The 21,935-nt window shown below is 68.1% G+C and carries 1 protein-coding gene (only partly in view); it reads left to right on the forward strand.

All 21,935 nt of this window come from inside a single coding sequence — locus tag ACIBI6_RS33925, non-ribosomal peptide synthase/polyketide synthase (protein ID WP_396958958.1), on the forward strand. Of the gene's 44,145 coding nucleotides, 14,361 precede the window and 7,849 follow it; the stretch shown corresponds to coding positions 14,362-36,296 — codons 4,788 (complete) to 12,099 (partial); the first codon wholly inside the window starts at position 1. Both codon boundaries (start and stop) fall beyond the window edges.

Consider the following 21,935-nt stretch of genomic DNA (forward strand, 5'->3'; position numbering starts at 1 on the left):
GTGGTCGAGGATCCCGAGATCGTCATCGGCGATATCGATCTGCTCGGTGAGGCCGAGCGGCTCAATGTGTCGCAGCGCTGGGTGTCGTCCGGATTCGACAGTCTGGCGCGCACGGAGGGCGCCGGGAGCGCCGCAAGACGACACAGCGCGGCGCGATTCAACGCACCCGGTACCACCCTGGTCGACCTGTTCGAGCAGGCGGTGGCCGCGCATCCGGACAATACGGCGGCCAAATTCGGCATCGAATCGCTGACCTACGCGGAGCTGGATCGGCGCGCGAATGTGTTGGCGCGCAGGCTGATCGCCGACGGCGCCGGCCCCGAGTCGCTGGTCGCGGTGATCCTGCCGCGCTCGCTGGATCTCGTGGTTGCGCTGCTCGCGGTGGTGAAGACCGGTGCGGGCTACGTGCCGGTCGATCCGACCTACCCGGCCGACCGCATCGCCTACGTACTCGCGGATTCGCGTCCGACCAGCGTGGTCCTCGATTCCACGGTCCAGGTGACGGTGCCCGCCGAGCTGCCGACCGTGGTGCTCGACGGGTTCGCGGTGGAGACCGGCAATGTCGAGGATGCCGACGACGCCCCGATCACCGACGCCGACCGGCTCGCGGCGCTGACGCCGGACAATGTCGCGTACGTGATCTACACCTCCGGCTCGACCGGACGCCCGAAGGGTGTGGCGGTCGCGCACCGGAATGTGGTGCGGCTGTTCGCCAATACCGATCGCGACTTCGGCTTCGGCCCCGGCGATGTGTGGACGCTGTTCCACTCCTACGCCTTCGACTTCTCGGTGTGGGAGCTGTGGGGTCCGCTGCTGTTCGGCGGCACCCTGGTGGTCGTCGACTACTACACCTCGCGCTCGCCCGAACAGTTCCTGGAACTGCTGCGGGTGGAACAGGTCACGGTGCTCAACCAGACGCCGTCCGCGTTCTACCAATTGGCCGAGGCGGATCGCAATGCCGCACCGGATGCCAACCCGCTGGCCTTGCGCTACGTGGTGTTCGGTGGTGAAGCCCTCGAACTGCGCAGGCTTTCGGATTGGGTTGCCCGACACGGCGACGGTGCCGGTGGGCGCTCCGCAGGCTCCGCGCCTGCCGCTCCGCTGCTGGTCAACATGTACGGCATCACCGAGACCACGGTGCACGTGTCCTACCGCGCGCTGGACGCCGCGACCATCGCGGCCGCCTCCGGCAGTGTGGTCGGTCGTGCCATCGCGGGTCTGCGCGTGTACGTCCTCGATAACCGGCTGCGGCCGGTTCCGGTCGGCGTCGCGGGCGAAATGTATGTCGCGGGACCGCAGTTGGCCCGTGGCTACCTCGGCCGCTCGGACCTGACCACCACCCGCTTCGTCGCGAACCCGCTCGCCGACGCGGAGGCCGCGGGCACGCGCCTGTACCGCTCCGGCGACCTCGCGCGCTGGAACCGCTTCGGCGAACTCGAATATCTCGGCCGCGCCGACGATCAGGTCAAGGTGCGCGGCTTCCGCATCGAACTCGGCGAGATCGAATCCGCCATTCTGGCCCAGCCGGGCATTGCCCAGGCCGCGGTCATCGTGCGCGAGGATCAGCCGGGCGATCAGCGGATCGTGGCCTATGTGGTCGCCGAACCCGAGGTGATCCCGGACCTCGATGTGGTGCGCAGTGGTGCGGCGCAACGACTTCCGTCCTATATGGTGCCCGCGGCACTGGTGCGGCTCGAGTGGATTCCGTTGACCGTCAACGGCAAGCTGGACCGTCGCGCGCTGCCCGCGCCCGCGGTGCAGGCCAAGGCCTTCCGTGCCCCGGTGACACCGGTCCAGGAAACCGTCGCCGCGGTCTTCGCCGATGTGCTCGACCTGCCGAGGGTCGGTGTCGACGACGACTTCTTCGATCTCGGCGGCAACTCGCTGATCGCGACCAGGGTGGTCGCCCGGATCGGCGCGGCGCTCGGCACCACCGTCCCGGTGCGTGCGCTGTTCGAGGCCTCCACCGTGGAAGCGCTCGCGGCCCGGGTGGAATCGCATGCCGATGGCGCCGCGCGCGCCCGGCTGGTCGCCCGCCCGCGCAAGGCCGACGAACTCGTGCCGCTGTCGTTCGCACAGCAGCGCATGTGGTTCCTGAACAAGTACGACACCACATCCGCGGCCTACAACCTCCCGGTCGCCATCCGGTTGACCGGTGCGCTCGATATCGAGGCGCTGCGACTGGCGGTGGCCGATGTGGTGCGCAGGCACGAATCGCTGCGCACCCGCTATCCGGAGCACGGCGGCACCCCGGTCCAGGTGATCGTGCCCGCCGACGCGATCGCGCTCGACCTGCAACCGGTTTCGGTCGATCCGGCCGAGCTGACCGCGGTGGTGACCGAATTCGTGACCGCCGGATTCGATGTGTCCGAACAGGCTCCCCTGCGGACCAGGCTCTTCTCCGCCGGTGCCGATGAGCATGTGTTCGTCGTCGTGGTGCACCACATCGCGGCCGACGGCTTCTCCATCGGCCCGCTGACCCGCGACGTGATGCTCGCCTACACCGCGCGCGCCCAGGACGCCGCGCCCGGCTGGGCGCCGCTGCCGGTGCAGTACGCGGACTTCGCCATCTGGCAGCGCGAGGTCCTCGGCAGCGAGGACGATCCGAATTCGCTGATGGCGCGTCAGGTGGCGCACTGGCAGCGCGCACTCGACGGCGTCCCGGACGAACTGCCGTTGCCCACCGACCGGCCGCGCCCCGCGATCGCCTCGCATCGCGGTGCGACCCTGCAAACCGAACTGCCCGCCGAACTCATCGCGGCGCTGGAAGATATCGCTCGCCGACGCGGTGCCTCGCTGTTCATGGTCATGCACAGCGCGCTCTCCGTGCTGCTGGCCCGGCTGTCGGGCACCGACGATATCGCCGTCGGCTCGCCGATCGCGGGACGCGGTGAGCAAGCACTCGACGACCTCGTCGGCATGTTCGTCAACACCCTCGTGCTGCGCGCCGGCATCGATCAGTCGGAGCCGTTCACGGCGCTGTTGGACCGGGTGCGCTCGACCGACCTGGATGCCTTCGGCAATGCCGACGTGCCGTTCGAACGGCTGGTGGAACTGCTCGCGCCGGAACGTTCGCAGGCGCGCAACCCGCTGTTCCAGGTGATGCTCGCATTCCAGAACCTGGAGCGCACCGCACTCGAATTACCGGGTCTTTCGGTGTCCGCACTGGACCTCGAAGAGAATGTGGCCCGCTTCGACCTGCAGTTCACGCTGTCGGAAACCGGTTCCGGCGGAATGACTTTGGCGCTCACCTACGCCACCGAGCTGTTCGACGTGTCGAGCGCCGAGCTGATCACGCAGCGTTGGCGGCGAGTGCTGGAGGCCATCGCCGCCGACCCGACCGCCCCGGTCGGTGTCATCGATGTGCTCGACGCGCAGGAGCGGGCCGAGCTGATCGCCCGCACCGGTGCGCCCGCGGTGCCCGCGCGCACCCTGCCCGAGCTGCTGGCCGAGGCCGCCGCGATGGATCCGAAGGCGACCGCGGTGGTGTTCCAGGGGACACGTGTGTCCTATGGCGACCTCGATGAGCGGTCGAACCGGTTGGCGCGCTTGCTCATTGCCGAGGGCATCGGTACCGAGGATCTGGTCGCCGTCGGCGTGCCGCGGTCCGCGGATTCGGTCTTCGCAGCCTGGGCGGTGTCGAAGGCGGGTGCGGCATTCGTGCCCGTCGACCCGAACTACCCGGCCGAGCGCATCGCCCACATGGTCACGGATTCCGGTTCCCCGGTCGGCCTGACGGTCGCGGCGGTTCGCGATGGCCTGCCGGATTCGGTGCGCTGGCTGGTGCTCGACGAGCTCGACCTGGACGGATTCGACGGCGGTCCGGTCACCGACGCCGACCGGGTCCGCCCGCTGCGGCCGGCGCATCCGGCCTACGTCATCTACACCTCGGGCTCCACCGGTGTGCCCAAGGGCGTGGTGGTCACCCATGCCGGACTCGCGAACTTCAGCGTCGAGCAGATCGTGCGCTACGACCTCGATTCCGGTTCGCGCGCACTGCATTTCGCCTCGCCGAGCTTCGACGCCTCGATCCTGGAGCTGCTGCTCGCGGTCGGCGCGGGCGGCGCGCTGGTGGTGACCCCGCCCGGCGTGTACGGCGGTGAGGAACTGTCCGAGCTGATCCGCACCGAGCGGGTCACCCACGCGTTCATCACACCCGCCGCGCTGGCCACCTTCGATCCGACCGGCCTGGACTCGCTGCGCGTACTGGTCGCCGGTGGCGAGGCGGTTCCGGCGGATCTGGTCGCGAAATGGGCGGTGCCGCTGGAGAACGGGTCCATCCGCAGCTTCCACAATGGTTACGGTCCGACCGAGACCACCATCATGACCAATATCAGCGAGCCGCTGGTGGCCGGTGACACGGTGGTGATCGGTGCGCCGATCCGCGGCATGCAGTCGTTGATCCTGGACGCCCAGCTCCGGCCGGTGCCGGTGGGTGTCGCGGGTGAGCTGTATCTGTCGGGCATCCAGTTGGCGCGCGGTTATCACGCCCGCGCCGGGCTGAGCGCCGAACGCTTCGTGGCCAACCCGTATGTCGCGGGTGCGCGCATGTACCGAACCGGTGACGTGGTCCGCTGGACGCGCACCGGTGAGGTCGAATATGTGGGCCGCTCCGACTTCCAGGTCAAGGTGCGCGGCTTCCGCATCGAACTCGGTGAGATCGACGTGGCGCTGGCCTCGCACCAGAGCGTCGATTTCGCGGTCACCGTCGGCCACAAGGGTGCCGCGGGCGCGACCTCGCTCGTGTCGTATGTGGTTGCGGTACCGGGTCATTCGATCGATGTCGCCGAGCTGACCGCGCACGTCGAGGAACGCCTGCCCGCGTACATGGTGCCGTCCTCGGTGATGGTGATCGACCATATTCCGCTGACCCCGGTCGGCAAGCTGGACCGTAAGGCGCTGCCGGAGCCGGTCTTCGCGACCGAGGTGGTCTTCCGCGCACCGCGTACGCCGATCGAGCACACCATTGCCGAGGTCTTCGCCGAGGTGCTCGGTGTCGAGCGTGTCGGTGTCGACGATTCGTTCTTCGCACTCGGCGGCGACAGCATCGTGTCCATCCAGCTGGTTTCGCGGGCCAAGGCGCGCGGTGTGGTCTTCACCCCGCGGAATGTCTTCGAGCAGCGCACCGTGGCCGGACTCGCCGCGGTCGCCGAGACCGCCGACAGCACCGAAACCGCCGTCGAGGCGCTGGCCGAGCTGCCCGGTGGCGGCATCGGCACCATGCCGCTGACCCCGGTGGTCCGGTTCATGGCGCAGCGGCAGGGTTCGTTCGGCCGGTTCAACCAGACCATGGCACTCGAATTGCCGGTCGGTATCGATCGCGCTGGCATCGCGAAAACCGCTGCCGCCGTGGTCGACCGCCACGACATGCTGCGGGCGCGGCTGTACCGCGAGGATGACGACTGGATCCTCGAGACCGCCGAGCCGGGCACCATCGATGTGGACGCGCTGATCGATCACACCGAATTCGATGCGAATATCGACGATGCCGGACTGTTCGAAATCGCTTCCGCCGCATTGGATACCGCGCTGGATCGACTCGATCCGGCTGCGGGCGTGGTGATTCGGTTCGTCTGGCTGGACCCCTCGGACGGCAGCCGCGGCGGCCGCCTCATCGTGGCCGCCCATCACCTCGTGGTGGACGGTGTTTCCTGGCGCATCCTGGTGCCGGACTTCGTCGCCGCGTGGGGTCAACTCACCGCGGGTCAGGAGCCGCAGCTCGTCGCGCCCGCGACCTCGATGCGCGCCTGGGCGGACGCGCTGCGTCGCGAGGCCGAAAGCGCGGGGCGGGTGGCCGAACTCGACTACTGGCGTTCGGTGGTCGCTACGGCGGATCCGCTGCTGACCGAGCGTGCGCTGGATCCGACCGTGGATACCTCGGGTGCCATCGAAAAACTGCAGGTCGAGGTGTCCGCCGAGGTCACCAAGGCGCTGCTGACCACCGTGCCCGCGCTGTTCCACGGCGGCGTCAACGACGGTCTGCTCACCGCGCTCGCTCTGGCGACCGCGAAGTGGCGCGCGGGTCGCAGCACCGCCCGCACCGACGATGCGTTGCTGATCCGCCTGGAGGGCCACGGCCGCGAAGAGGGCATCGTGCCCGGCGCGGATCTCTCGCGCACCGTCGGCTGGTTCACCGCGATCTTCCCGGTCCGCTTCGATCTGTCCGGCATCGATATCGATGCCGCGCTGGCCGGTGGTCCGGCGCTCGGCAAGGCCGTCAAGGCGGTCAAGGAGCAGTTGCTCGCGGTGCCGGACAAGGGCATCGGCTACGGCCTGCTGCGCTACATGAACGAGGCAACCGCCTCGGAACTGCCCGTCGAACAGCCGGGCCAGGTGAGCTTCAACTACCTGGGCCGCGTCTCCGAGGGCGATGTGCCCGAGGCGCTGCGCGGCTTCGGCTGGATCCCGGCCGCCGAACTCGGTGCGCTCGGTGGCGCCTACGACGCGGATATGCCCGCGATGGCGCCGCTGGATATCAATGCCATCGTGGTCGGCGACAAGCTGACCGCCAATATCGGCTACCCGAGCACCCTGCTCGATGCCGCGCAGGTCCGCGAATTCGGCGAACTGTGGACCACCGCACTGGAAGCGGTTGCCCGGCACGCCAATTCGAATGGCGCGGGCGGGCACACCCCGTCCGACTTCACCCTGGTGCGCTCGGCGCGGGGCGGCGGGGGGCGGGAACTGACACAGCGCGATATCGACAACTGGGAGCAGCGCTACCCGGCACTGGCCGATATCTGGCCGCTGTCCGCACTGCAGGCCGGTCTGCTGTTCCACGCGCGCCTGGCCGCCACCTCGGTGGACGTCTACACCGCGCAGGCCGTACTGACGCTCACCGGCCGGGTGGATCCGATCCGATTGCGTTCGGCCGCACAGGCTCTGGTGGATCGCTACGAGAACCTGCGCACCGCATTCGTCACCGATAACGACGGCAACCCGGTGCAGGTCGTCCTCGACAGCGTCCGCGTCGCCTGGGCCGAGCACGACCGGACCGAATCCGGTGACGCCGCCGATCTCATCGCCGCCGACCGCATGCAGCGCTTCGATCTGACCGAGCCGCCGCTGATCCGCTTCACGCTGATCCAAACCGCCCGGGCGGGAGCGGCAGCCCGCGTAACCACGGAGGGACCCGCGGCTGCCCCATCGGATACCGACAGTTGGCAGTTCGTGGTCTCCAACCACCACATCCTGCTCGACGGCTGGTCCATGCCGCTGCTCATGCGGGATCTGCTGGTGCTCTACGCGGCGCACGCCGATGCCAATGTGCTGCCCGCGGTGCGCTCCTACCGGCACTTCCTGGAATGGACCGGGCAGCAGGATCATGCGGCCTCGGTGGCCGCGTGGACCACCGCGCTGCGCGGTGTCAGCGAACCGACGCTGCTGTCGCGTCCGGACGCGAGCCGCGAGATCACCGCGCTGTCCGGCGAATACTTCTTCGAGCTGGACGAGCAGGCGACCGCGCGACTCACCGCACTCGCCGCTTCGCTCGGCGTTACGCCGAATACCGTGCTGCAGGTCGCCTGGGGCATTCTGATCGGCCGGATGACCAGCCGTGATGATGTGCTGTTCGGCACCACGGTGTCCGGCCGTCCGGCACAGCTGTCCGGCGTCGAATCGATGGTCGGTCTGTTCATCAATACCGTTCCGGTGCGGGTGCGCTTCGATCCGTCGGAATCGGTGGAGCAGTTGCTCACCCGGACCCAGGGCGAGCAGGCGGATCTGCTCGATCACCACTACGTCGGCTTGGCCGATATCCAGTCCGCCGCCGGAATCGGCGGTCTGTTCGACACGCTGGTGGTCTTCGAGTCCTACCCGGTGGATGCCGAGGGCATACGGGCGCAGGCCGCCGATATCGACGGCATGGCTGTGGTCGATATGCAGGCCGCCGACGCCACGCATTATCCGCTGACCCTGATCGCGCAGCTGGACTCCCAGCTGCGGGTTCGCGCGGGCTACCTGCGCGACCTTTTCGATGAGCAGACAGTGCGCCGCATCGCCGATCGCCTGGTGCGGGTGCTCACCGCGATCACCACCGAACCCGCTGCAGCGGTGGGCGATATCGAACTGCTCGATACCGCCGAGCGCGAACTCGTGGTGTCGGGTTGGAACGACACCGCACACGACGTCGACGCTGTGCTGTCGGCTCGCTCCGCAGGCTCCGCTCACGGGCTGTCGGCTCGCTCCGCAGGCTCCGCTCACGGGGCCACGCTGGTCTCGATGTTCGAGGCCCAGCTCGCCGCGACTCCGGACGCGACCGCGCTGACGTTCGAGGGGACAAGTCTGACCTATGCCGAGTTCGGCGCCCGGGTCTACGGCTTGGCGCGCTGGCTCATCGAACGCGGTGTCGGCCCGGAATCGTATGTGGCCCTCGGTATGCGGCGCTCGATCGATCTGGTGGTCGGCATGTACGCGGTGGCCGTGGCCGGTGGCGCGTATGTGCCGCTGGATCCGGATCATCCGGCCGAGCGCACGGAATACATTCTCGCCACCGCCGATCCGGTCTGCGTGCTGACTTCCGGTGACGATCTGAAGATCGATACCGCCCAGGTGCGCATAGATCTGCTCGACCTGTTCGGGTTGTCGGACGAGCCGGTGACCGAGGCGGAACGGCGTGCGCCGCTGCGCCCGTCGAATACCGCGTACGTGATCTTCACCTCGGGTTCGACCGGACGTCCGAAGGGTGTGGCGGTCAGCCATGCCGCGATCGTGAACCGTCTGGTGTGGATGCAGTCGGCCTACGGGCTGACCAGCACCGATGCCGTCCTGCAGAAGACGCCCGCCACCTTCGACGTTTCGGTGTGGGAGTTCTTCTGGCCGTTGCATATCGGTGCGCGGCTGGTCATCGCGAAGCCGGACGGGCACCGCGATCCGGCCTACCTCGCCGAGATCGTTACCGCGGAGCGGGTCACCGTGACCCACTTCGTGCCGTCCATGCTGTCGGTCTTCGTGGCCGATGCGGCCGCGGCACGGTGTGATTCGCTGCGACTGGTTTTCGCCTCCGGTGAGGCGCTGCCGCCCAAGCCCGCGCATCGCCTGCGCGAGCTCACCGGTGCGGCGCTGCACAACCTGTACGGTCCGACCGAGGCTGCCGTCGACGTCACCTTCCACGAGGTGGTCGCGACCGATACCGACACCGTGCCGATCGGTGCGCCGGTCTTCAATACCCAGGTCTACGTGCTGGATTCGCGACTGCGGCCGGTTCCGGTCGGTGTCGCGGGTGAGCTGTATCTGGCGGGCACCCAGTTGGCCCGCGGCTATGTCGCGCGCCCGGACCTGACCAGTGATCGGTTCGTCGCGAACCCGTTCGCCGCCGACGGCGCGCGCATGTACCGCACCGGCGACCTGGTGGCCTGGACGGCCGACGGCGAGCTGGACTACCTGGGCCGCACCGACTTCCAGGTGAAGCTGCGCGGTCTGCGCATCGAACTCGGCGAGATCGAGCAGGCGCTCACCGCGCTGGACGAGATCGCCCAGGCCGTCGTCGTGGTGCGCAGTGATCAGCACACCGGCGACCAGCTCGTCGCGTATGTCATCGCGACGCCGAACCTGCGGCTCGATATCGAGACGGTGCGCGAGGACCTGGCACGGCAGTTGCCCGCGTACATGGTCCCGTCGGTGGTCATCGTGCTCGACGCCTTCCCGCTCAACGCCTCCGGCAAGCTGGATCGCAAGGCACTGCCCGCACCGGTGTTCGAGGCCGCGGTATTCCGCGCGCCGACCACGCCGGTCGAGGAGATCATCGCGGCCACCTACGCCGATGTGCTCGGCCTGGAACGCGTCGGCCTCGACGACGACTTCTTCGCACTCGGCGGCAACTCGCTGAGCGCCACCCAGGTCGCCGCCCGGCTCTCGGCCGCATTGGATACCGATCTCGGTGTCCGTGAACTGTTCGAGGCCTCCACGGTGGCCGCGCTCGCGGCCCGCGCGGAGTCCCGGGCCGGTGCCGGTGGGCGCACGGCCCTGGTGCCGCAGCAGCGCCCCGAGCGGGTGCCGCTGTCGCTGGCCCAGCAGCGCATGTGGTTCCTCAACCGCTTCGATCCGGAATCGGCCGTGGACAATATCCCGGCCGCGGTGCGGCTGTCGGGTCTGCTCGACCGGCAGGCACTGCAGATCGCGGTGGCCGATGTGCTGGCCCGCCACGAATCGCTGCGCACCTACTACCCGGAATACGACGGCACCGCCTACCAGCAGACCGTCTCCACCGCCCGGGTGATCCCGGATCTGACGCCGATCGATGTGACCGAGGCCGAACTGCCGCAGCGCGTTGCGGAGGTCATCCTGACCGGCTTCGATGTCACCGTCGAAGTCCCGTTCCGGGCCAAGCTGTTCGAGATCAGCCCGACCGAACATGTGCTCGCCCTGGTGGTGCACCACATTTCGGCCGACGGCTTCTCTATGGGCCCGCTCACCCGCGACGTGATGACGGCCTACGCCGCCCGCGTCGAGGGCGGCGAGCCCTCGTGGCGTCCGCTCGAGGTGCAGTACGCCGACTTCGCGCTGTGGCAGCGCGCGGTGCTCGGCGCCGAATCCGATCCGGAATCGGTGATCTCGGCGCAGATCGAGTTCTGGTCCAGGACTCTGCGCGGGCTGCCTGAACAGCTCGACCTGCCCGTCGACCGGCCGCGTCCGGCGGTGGCATCGGGCCGCGGTGCCACGCACGTGTTCGAGATCGATGCCGAAACCCATGGCAAGCTCACCGAACTCGCGCGCACCAGGGGTACGACACTGTTCATGGTCGCGCACACCGCGCTGGCCGTGCTGCTGTCGCGGCTGTCCGGTGAGGAAGACATCGCCATCGGTACGCCGATCGCCGGACGTGGTGAGCGCGCGCTCGATGATCTGATCGGCATGTTCGTCAACACCCTGGTGCTGCGGACACCGATCGACGGCGAGGCCACCTTCACCGAGTTGCTGCGCACCGTGCGCGCCATCGATATCGGCGCGTTCGGACATGCCGACCTGCCGTTCGAGCGGTTGGTGGAGATCCTGAACCCGGTCCGCTCGCAGGCGCGCCATCCGCTGTTCCAGGTGATGCTGTCGTTCCAGAACACCGGCCAGAACAGCCTGGAACTGCCCGGACTCACGGTCAGCGGTGTCGAGCTGCCGATCGATGTGGCCAAATTCGATCTGCAGCTGGTGCTTTCGGAGCAGACCACGACCCCGATCAGCACCTCGAACGGTGCCGGTGCCACCACGGTCGCTCCGTCGGGTATCGCGGCCGAATTGATCTACGCCACCGACCTTTTCGACGCGAACACCATGGCGGCGTTCGGGCAGCGGTTCAACCGGCTGCTGCAAGCCGTCGCGGCCGAACCGGATCGGGCCATCGGCGATATCGATCTGCTCGATGCATCCGAAGCCGAACTGGCACTGCGTGGTTGGAACGACACCGAGCGCGACCTCGGTACGGTCGGCACGCTGGTCGACGAATTCGCCAGGCAGGCCGCTGCGACGCCGGATGCGGTCGCGATCGCGGATCCGGCGACGGGTGATTCGCTCACGTATGCCGAATTCGGTGCTCGTGTGCACCGGTTGGCGCGTCGCCTCATCGCGGATGGGGTCGGCCCGGAGAGCCTGGTGGCCCTCGGTCTTCGGCGTTCCGTCGACCTCGTGGTCGCGGCGTACGCCGTGCAGGAGGCCGGTGGTGGTTATGTGCCGCTCGACCTCGATCAGCCCGCGGAGCGGATCGGCTACGTGCTCGATTCCGCCGCGCCGGTGTGTGTACTGACCACCTCGCGTGACGACTTCGACGGCACCGGCCTGCCCACACTCGTCATCGATGACCTGGATCTGTCCGAGTACTCGGACCAGCCGGTCACCGATGCGGAGCGGAATGCGCCGTTGCGGCCGAGCAACCCGGCGTACGTCATCTTCACCTCGGGTTCGACCGGTCGGCCGAAGGGTGTGGCCGTGCCGCACGCTGCCGTCGTCAACCAGATCCGTTGGATCACCGGTGAATACGGCATCAGTGCCGATGACGTCGTGCTGTTCAAGACCCCTGCCACCTTCGACGTGTCGGTGTGGGAACTGTTCGGCCCGTTGAGCACCGGTGGCCGAATCGTGGTGGCCGGCCCGGACGGCCATCGTGATCCGCAGTACCTGGCCGACGTGATCGCGGCCGAACGGGTCACCATGACCTCGTTCGTGCCCTCGATGCTGAGCGTCTTCGCGAGCAGTGTCGACGCGGCCGTCGGCAGTGCGGCCCTGGCATCGCTGCGCGCACTCCTCATCGCCGGTGAGGCATTCACCGCCGATGCCGCGACCGCCATTCGCCGGGTCAGCTCGGCCGAGCTCTACAACCTGTACGGCCCGACCGAATTCACCGTGCACGCGACCCACGGCCCGGTGGCCGAGAAGGTCGAAGGCGCGGTGCCGATCGGCCTGCCGGTGTGGAATTCGCAGGCGTACGTCCTGGATTCGCGCCTGCACCCGGTAGCGCCGGGTGTCGCGGGTGAGTTGTATCTGGCCGGTGCGCAGCTGGCGCGCGGCTACTTCGGCCGCACGGATCTCACCGCGGACCGCTTCGTAGCCAACCCGTTCGGCGCACCGGGCGCTCGCATGTACCGCACCGGCGACCTGGTCACCCGCAATGCCGACGGTGCGATCGTGTACCTCGGCCGCACCGACTTCCAGGTGAAGCTGCGCGGTCTGCGTATCGAGCTCGGCGAGATCGAAACCGCGCTCACCGCACACGATTCGGTGGCGCAGGCGGTCGCGCTGGTGCGTTCGGATGCCAGGACCGGCGATCAGCTGGTCGGCTACGTGGTACCCGCGAACGGCGCCACCGTCGACATCGACGCGCTGCGCAGGCACCTGACCGCGCTACTGCCGTCCTACATGGTTCCGGCGGCGCTCATGGTGCTCGACGCCATGCCGCTGAACCCCAACGGCAAGCTCGACCGCCGCGCACTGCCCGAACCCGCCTTCGAGGCCAAGGAATTCCGCGCACCGTCGACCCCGATCGAAGAGATCGTGGCCGACACCTTCGCCGAGGTGCTCGGTCTGTCGAGCGCGGACGGCGCGCGTCCGGTCGGTCTCGACGACGACTTCTTCGACCTCGGCGGCAACTCGCTGATCGCCACCCAGGTGGTGGCCCGCCTCGGCGCCGCACTCGACACCCGCATTCCGGTGCGGCTGCTGTTCGAGGCGCCGAATGTGGCCGCGCTCGCCGCGCGGATGGAGGGTCAGCAGGGCACCGGCGGACGTCGGGAACTGACGGCCGGACCACGGCCGGAACAGATTCCGCTCTCGCTGGCCCAGCAGCGGATGTGGTTCCTCAACCGCTTCGACAACCAGACCGCCGTCAACAACATCCCGCTGGCGGTGCGGCTCACCGGCGCACTCGACACCGATGCGCTGCGCATGGCCGTCGCCGATGTGATGGACCGGCACGAGGTGCTGCGCACCGTCTACCCGGAGACCGCCAACGGTCAGGGTGTACAGGTCGTGCTGCCCACCGGTCAGGTCCACCTCGACCTGACGCCGGTCGTGGTGTCGGAGGCCGATATTCGTGATCGCATCAGCGAGTCGGTGCTGACCGGCTTCGACGTCACTGCCGCGGTTCCGGTGCGCGCCAAGCTGTTCCGGCTCGAGGCGCCAGCGGGAGCGGAGCCTGCGCAGCGACCAGGAATTGCGGGAGCGGAGCCTGCGCAGCGACCAGGAAATGCGGGAGCGGAGCCTGCGCAGCGACCAGAAAGTACAGACGGCTCGTCGACTGAAACCCACGTGCTGGTCTTCGTGGTGCACCACATCTCCGGTGACGGCTGGTCGGCGCGTCCGCTGGCCCGCGATGTGATGGTCGCCTACGCGGCCCGCAGCCGTGGCGAATCGCCCGCCTGGGCGCCGCTGCCGGTGCAGTACGCCGACTTCGCGCTCTGGCAGCGCGACACCCTCGGCTCCGAGGACGATCCGGAATCGCTGATCGCCCAGCAGGTCGCGTACTGGTCGCGGAATCTGGCCGGACTGCCCGATCAGCTGGATCTGCCCTCGGATCGTTCGCGTCCGGCCGTAGCGTCCAACCGCGGCGATGTCTACGAATTCGGCATCGACGCGCAGTTGCTGACCGAGCTCAACGCACTGGCCCGCGCGAACGGCGCGAGCTTGTTCATGGTGGTGCACGCGGCCTTCGCGGCACTGCTCGCGCGCCTGTCCGGCAGCGACGATATCGCCATCGGCACTGCGGTCGCGGGGCGCGGCGAGGCCGTGCTCGACGATGCGATCGGCATGTTCGTCAATACGCTCGTGCTGCGCACGCCGATCGATTCCGGTGCGTCCTTCGCCGACTTGGTCGCGCGGGCACGGGAAGCCGATCTGGCTGCCTTCGGCCACGCCGACCTGCCGTTCGAGCGCCTGGTCGACATCCTCAACCCGGCCCGTTCGCAGGCGCGGCATCCGCTGTTCCAGGTGATGCTGTCGTTCCAGAACACCGGTGAGGCATCGTTCGCGCTGCCCGGTCTCGAAGTGGCCGGTGTGCCGCTCGACGTGGTGACCGCGAAGTTCGATTTGCACCTGAACCTCGCCGACCGGCTCGACGCGGCCGGGAATGCGGATGGCATGACCGCCGAATTCGCCTACGCCACCGATATGTTCGACGCGAAGACGATCGCCGGTGTCGCCCAGCGCCTCGTCCGCCTGCTGCATGCGGTGGTCGCGGATCCGGCCGTCGCGGTCGGTGATGTCGATCTGCTCGATGCCACTGAACGCGCCAAGGTGCTCGAAAAGTGGAACGAGACGGCCTATGTCGTCGATGCCCAGGCCACCCTGGTCTCGATGTTCGAGGAGCAGGCGGCGCGGAGCCCGAAGTCGATCGCGCTGAGCTTCGATGGGACCACCATCTCCTACGGCGAATTCACCGCGCGGGTGAATCGCCTTGCCCGGTACCTGGTTTCGCTGGGTGTCGGACCCGATTCGATGGTCGCGCTCGGCATGCGCCGATCCTTCGAGCTGGTGATCGGCATGTACGCGGTGAGCGTGGCAGGCGGCGCGTATGTGCCGCTGGATCCCGATCATCCAGTCGACCGCACCCGGTATGTGCTCGACACCGCGCAGCCGGTCTGCGTGCTGACCACCGCCGCCGACGAGTTCGACGCGGGCTCGACGCCGACGCTCGAGATCGAGGCGCTGGATCTCTCGGCATACTCCGACGAACCGCTGATCGATGCCGAACGCCTTGCGCCGCTGCGGCCTTCGAATACCGCGTACGTGATCTTCACCTCGGGTTCGACCGGTCGTCCGAAGGGTGTGGCGGTCAGCCATGCCGCGATCGTCAACCGTCTGGTCTGGATGCAGGCCGAATACGGGCTGGATCGCGGCGATGTGGTGCTGCAGAAGACGCCGGCGACCTTCGATGTGTCGGTATGGGAATTCTGGTGGCCGCTGCAGGTCGGCGCGCGCCTGGTCATCGCGAAGCCGGACGGCCATCGCGATCCGGCCTACCTGGTCCAGACCATCGCGCAGGAGCAGGTCACCACAGTGCACTTCGTGCCGTCCATGCTGTCGGTCTTCGTGGCCGACGATCGGGCGGGCGAATGCTTCGACCTGCGCAATGTATTCGCCTCCGGTGAGGCGCTGCCGGCGGTGACCGCACAGCGGTTGCGCGAGCTGACCGGTGTCTGGCTGCACAACCTGTACGGCCCGACCGAGGCCGCCGTCGACGTCACCTATCACGAGGTGACCGATGCCGATACGGTCTCGGTCCCGATCGGTGCGCCGGTATTCAACACCCAGGTGTACGTGCTGGATTCGCGGCTGCACCCGGTTCCGGTCGGCGTCGCGGGTGAGCTGTACCTCGCGGGCACCCAGTTGGCGCGCGGCTATGTGGCCCGTCCGGATCTGACCGCGGATCGCTTCGTGGCCAACCCGTTCGGCACCGGCGAGCGCATGTACCGCACCGGTGACCTCGTCACCTGGACGGCCAACGGTGAGCTGGAGTACCTGGGCCGCACCGACTTCCAGGTGAAGCTGCGCGGTCTGCGCATCGAACTCGGCGAGATCGAGTCGGCGCTCACCGCGCTGGAACCGATCGCGCAGGCCGCCGTTGTGGTCCGCTCCGACGACCGCCTCGGCGATCAGTTGGTCGGGTATGTGATCGCGGCGGCGGATCGTGCGATCGACATCGACCAGGTGCGCGCCGAACTCGCGGGCGAGCTGCCCGCGTACATGGTGCCGACGGCCTTCGTCGTACTGGATGCGTTCCCGCTCAATGCTTCCGGCAAGCTGGATCGCAAGGCACTGCCCGCACCGGTATTCGAGGCGAAGGTGTTCCGCGCACCGTCCACTCCGATCGAGGAGATTGTGGCGGGCGTGTTCAGCGACGTGCTCGGTGTCGCGCGCGTCGGTTTGGACGACGACTTCTTCGAACTCGGCGGCAACTCGCTGCTGGCCACCCAGGTGACCGCGCGCATCGGCGCGGCACTGGATACCCAGCTCGCGGTCCGCGACCTGTTCGAGGCGTCGACCGTCGCCGCGCTGGCGGCCAAGGCCGAACACAATGCCGGATCCGGCCGCAGCCGGCCGCGACTGGTCGCGGGGGAGCGCCCGGCCCGAGTGCCGCTCTCACCCGCGCAGCAGCGGTACTGGTTCCTCAACCAGTTCGATACCACCACCTCGGCCGTGGACAATATCCCGCTCGCCGTGCGGTTGTCCGGTGCGCTGGATGTGGCGGCGCTGGAGCTGGCGCTCGGCGATGTGTTCGCCAGGCACGAGGTGCTGCGGACCACCTACCCGAGTTCGGCCAGTGGCCCGCACCAGGTGATCCTGCCCGCCGATCAGGCCGTGCCGGAGCTGACCGTCACCGATATCTCGGAATCGGACCTGGTCGCCGCGGTGATCGAATTCGCGCTCACCACCTTCGATGTCACCGTGCAGGTGCCGCTGAAGGTCGGGCTGTTCCGGCTCGCCGAACAGGAGCACGTGCTGGCGTTCACGGTGCACCATGTCGCGGCCGACGGTTCGTCGATGGGGCCGCTGGCTCGCGATGTCATGGCAGCGTATGTGGCACGGGCCCAGGGTGAGATCCCGCAGTGGCAGCCGCTGCCGGTGCAGTACGCCGACTACGCGCTGTGGCAGCGTGCGGTGCTCGGCTCCGAGGAGGATCCGGAATCGCTTGCGGCACAGCAGGTCGCCTACTGGCAATCCGCGCTCGCGGGTATGCCCGATCAGCTGGAACTGCCCGCCGACCGGCCGCGCCCGCGCGCGCAGTCGTTCCAGGGCAAGGCGATTCGCTTCGAGATCGAACCGGACAAGCACGCCAAGCTGCACGAGCTGGCGCGGGCAAATCACGCCTCACTGTTCATGGTTGTGCACGCGGCGCTGGCCGTATTGCTTTCGCGCCTGTCGGGTACCGACGACATCGCGGTCGGCACCCCGATCGCGGGTCGCGGTGAACGCGAACTCGACGACCTGATCGGTATGTTCGTCAACACCTTGGTGTTCCGGACGATCATCGAGCCCGGTGATACCTTCGCCGACCTGCTCGCCGACGTGCGCGAGCGGGACCTGGAGGCATTCGCCAACGCCGATGTGCCGTTCGAGCGGCTGGTCGAGGTGCTCAACCCGGAGCGTTCGACGGCGCGCAATCCGCTGTTCCAGATCGGACTTTCGTTCCAGAACCTGGCCGAGACCACCTTCACGCTGCCCGGCCTGTCGGTGAGCGCGGTGAACTTCGATTCGCAGCTGGCCAAGACCGATCTGCACGTCACGCTGTATGACCGCTACGCCGAGGACGGTACGCCCGCCCAGATCGTCGCCGAATTCGGCTACGCCATCGACCTGTTCGACGAGGCGACGGTGCAGGGCTTCGCCGACCGCTTCGTATTGGTGCTCGATGCCGTACTGGCCGACGCCGACGTGCGGGTCGGCGAGATCGATCTGCTCTCGCCCACAGAGAACACGCGAATTCTGCGCGCCTGGAACGACACCGCGCACTCACTCGACATCGACTCCTCGACCACGCTGGCGTCGCTGCTGGACGCCACGGTGGCGTCGAGCCCGGATGCGGTGGCGCTGGTAGCCGAGGACACGACGCTCACCTACGCCGAGTTGGACACCAAGGCCAACCGCCTGGCGCGCCACTTGATTACGCTCGGTGTCGGCTCGGAGGACCGAGTGGCGCTGGCCATTCGGCGTTCGGTGGATCTCGTGATCGCGATGTACGCGGTGGCGAAATCGGGTGCGGCGTATGTGCCGATCGATCCCGATCAGCCCACCGAGCGCACCGACTACATCCTGCGCACCGCGGCACCGGTCTGCGTGCTGAGCACCGGTCGCGATGATTTCGGCAGCACCGTGGCCGAAGTGGTGTCGATCGACGAGCTGGATCTATCCGGCGTCGCGGACGGTCCGATTTCCGACGGTGACCGGCTGCGGCCGCTGGCGGCGGCGAATACGGCGTACGTGATCTTCACGTCGGGTTCGACCGGCCAGCCGAAGGGCGTCGCGGTGCCGCATGCGGCGATCGTGAACCAGTTGCTGTGGAAGACAGCCGAATTCGGCCTCGGTGCGGATGACGCGGTGCTGCTCAAGACCGCGGCCACCTTCGACCTGTCGGTCTGGGAGTTCTGGTCGGCCGCGGTCTGCGGTGGCCGGTTGGTCATCGCCGATGCCGATGGTCACCGCGATCCCGCTTACCTCAACGAGCTCATGCGGGCCACCGGCGTTACGACGCTGCACGTGGTGCCGTCGATGCTGGACGCGCTGCTCACCGAATCCGGTCGCCGTCTGCCGCAGTCGCTGCGGCGGGTGCTGGCGATCGGTGAGGCGCTGCCCGCGACGACCGCGCAGCGATTCCGGCGGGACAACGCGGCCGAGCTGTTCAACCTGTACGGCCCCACCGAGGCCGCGGTATCGATCACCGCGCACACCGTCACCGATGCCGACACGGTTTCGGTGCCGATCGGTGGTCCGGAGTGGAACAGCCAGGTGTACGTGCTGGATTCGCGGATGCGTCCGGTTCCGGTCGGTGTCTCCGGTGAGCTGTACCTGGCCGGTGCGCAGTTGGCGCGTGGTTACTTCGGGCGCGTTGACCTGACCGCGGATCGTTTCGTGGCCAACCCGTTCGGCACCGGCGAGCGCATGTACCGCACCGGTGACCTGGTGGCCTGGAACAGCGAGGGCGGGCTGGAGTATCGCGGCCGCACCGACTTCCAGGTGAAGATCCGCGGTTTCCGGATCGAGCTCGGTGAGATCGAGGCGGCGCTGCTGCGTCAGCCCGAGGTTTCGGCCACGGCGGTGCTCGCGCACACCGACCCGAATCTGGGTGACCGGCTGGTCGCTTACGTGGTGCCCGAATCCGATGAGATCGACAACGTGCGCCTGCAATCGGCGCTGGCCGCCGAGCTGCCGTCCTACATGGTGCCGTCGGTCTTCCTCACCCTCGATGCGCTGCCGTTGAACGCCAACGGCAAGCTCGATCGAAAGGCGTTGCCGGAGCCCACCTTCGAGAAGGCGGTGTTCCGCGCGCCGGTCACCCCGATCGAGGAGATCGTCGCCAACACCTTCGCCGAGGTGCTGCACCTCGGATCCGGCGAGCAGGCACAGCGGCTGGGCCTGGATGACGACTTCTTCGCGTGGGGCGGTAATTCGCTGCTCGCGACCCAGGTCGCGGCCCGCCTCGGCGCGGCGCTGAACACCCGCGTCCCGGTGCGACTGCTGTTCGAGGCGCCGACCGTCGGCGCACTCGCCATCCGGGTGGAACAGCAGGCCGACGGGCGCGGACGGCATGCGCTGGTCGCCGGTCCACGGCCGGAACATATTCCGCTGTCGCTGGCGCAGCAGCGGATGTGGTTCCTCAACCGCTTCGACACCCAGTCCGCCGCGTACAACGTTCCGATCGCGGTGCGGCTGACCGGCGCGCTCGATGTGGCCGCACTGCGCGCCGCCATCGCGGATCTGGTGCGCAGGCACGAGGTCCTGCGCACCATCTACCCCGAGACCGAGTCGGGTGCGGTACAGCTGATTCTGCCGGTAGGACAGGCGATTCCGGAGCTGGACATCCGGACGGTCACCCCGGATCAGGTCGAATCCGCCGTAGTCGAGCTGATTTCGGCGCCATTCGACGTCACCGCCGAGGTGCCGGTCCGGGTGCGGTTGTTCGAGATCGACACCGAAAGTTCGGCTCCGGAGTACGTGATCGCGATGGTCGTGCACCATATCGCCGGTGACGGTTCCTCGATGGGACCGCTGACGCGCGATCTGATGACGGCGTACGCGGCGCGCTCGGCCGGTGTCGCACCCAACTGGGCGCCGCTGGAGGTCCAATACGCGGATTACAGCATCTGGCAGCGTGAACTGCTCGGCAGCGAGGACGATCCGGATTCGCTGATGTCCAAGCAGGTCGCCTACTGGCGCGGCGCGCTGGCGGATCTGCCGGAGCAGCTGGATCTGCCCGCGGATCGTCCGCGGCCCGCGGTGCAGTCCTTCGCGGGTGGCACCGTCGAGGTGCGCATCGACGCCGATACCCATCGTGGTCTCAGCGGCGTGGCGCAGGCCGAGGGTGCGACGCTGTTCATGATCGTGCACACGGCACTGGCCGTGCTGTTGTCTCGACTGTCCGGCACCGACGACATCGCGATCGGTACGCCGATGGCGGGTCGGGGTGAGGCGGCGCTGAACGATCTGATCGGCACGTTCATCAACACGTTGGTGTTCCGTACCCGGCTGGATTCGGCCGAGCCGTTCGCGGATCTGCTCAGGCGGCAGCGCGAAACGGATATCCAGGCGTTCGCCAATGCCGATGTGCCGTTCGAGCGGTTGGTCGAGGTGCTGAACCCGGCACGGTCGCAGGCGCGGCATCCGCTGTTCCAGGTGGGTTTGTCGTTCCAGAACCTGGCCCAGACCTCCTTGGAATTGCCGGATCTCACGGTCTCGGGCGTGGAGTTCGATACCCACATCTCTCAGTTCGACCTGCACCTGATCCTTTCCGACCTGTACGACGAGTCCGGAGCTCCTGCCGGCATCGCCGGCGTATTCACCTACGCCACCGACCTGTTCGACCGGAGCACGGTCGAAGGGTTCGCGGACCGGTTCACCAGGCTGCTCGGCGAGATCATCACCGCGCCGCGCGCGGCAGTCGGTGACCTGGAGCTGCTCACCGCGGTGGAGCGGGAACGGATGCTGGGTGGCTGGAACGCCACCGCGCATCCGGTGCAGCCCGAGCTGTTGCTCGACGGGTACCGGCGCGCCGCAGCGGCGCATCCGGATGCCGTCGCGGTGGTGTTCGAAGGCGCCGAGCTGACTTATCGGGAATTCGACGACCGGGTGAATAGCCTTGCCCGCCTGTTGATTTCGCGGGGTGTGGGTGCCGAGTCGCTGGTCGGCCTTGCCGTTCGGCGGTCGTTGGATCTGGTCGTCGGCATGTACGCGATCGTCGCGGCCGGTGGCGCGTATGTGCCGCTGGATCCGGATCATCCGGCGGAGCGGATCGCGCACATCCTGGATACCGCCCAGCCCGCGTGCGTGGTCACCACCGCGGCCGACGCGGTGCCGGTTCCCGCGGATATCCCGGTGCTCGAGCTGGATTCGCTGGAGCTGGACGGGTTCTCCTCCGCACCGATCGAACCCGGTGAGCTGCTGCGCCCGGTCACCCGGGACAACCCGGCTTACGTCATCTTCACCTCGGGTTCGACCGGTCGTCCGAAGGGCGTCGCGGTGTCGCACGGGGCGATCAACAATCAGATCGAGTGGATGCTCGCGGAGTACCCGCTCGGCCCCGATGACGTGTACCTGCAGAAGACCGCGACCACGTTCGACGTGTCGCTGTGGGGCTACTTCATGCCGCTGCGCGCCGGCGCGCAGCTGGTGGTCGCCACCCACGACGGCCATCGCGACCCGGCCTACGTGGCGGATGCGATTGCCGCGCAAGGGGTTACGGTCACCGACTTCGTGCCGTCCATGCTGACGGTGTTCGCCGCACAGTTGGCAGCGGGCTCGCTGCC

It is taken from the genome of Nocardia sp. NPDC050412 (assembly GCF_044458825.1).
Lineage (GTDB): Bacteria > Actinomycetota > Actinomycetes > Mycobacteriales > Mycobacteriaceae > Nocardia.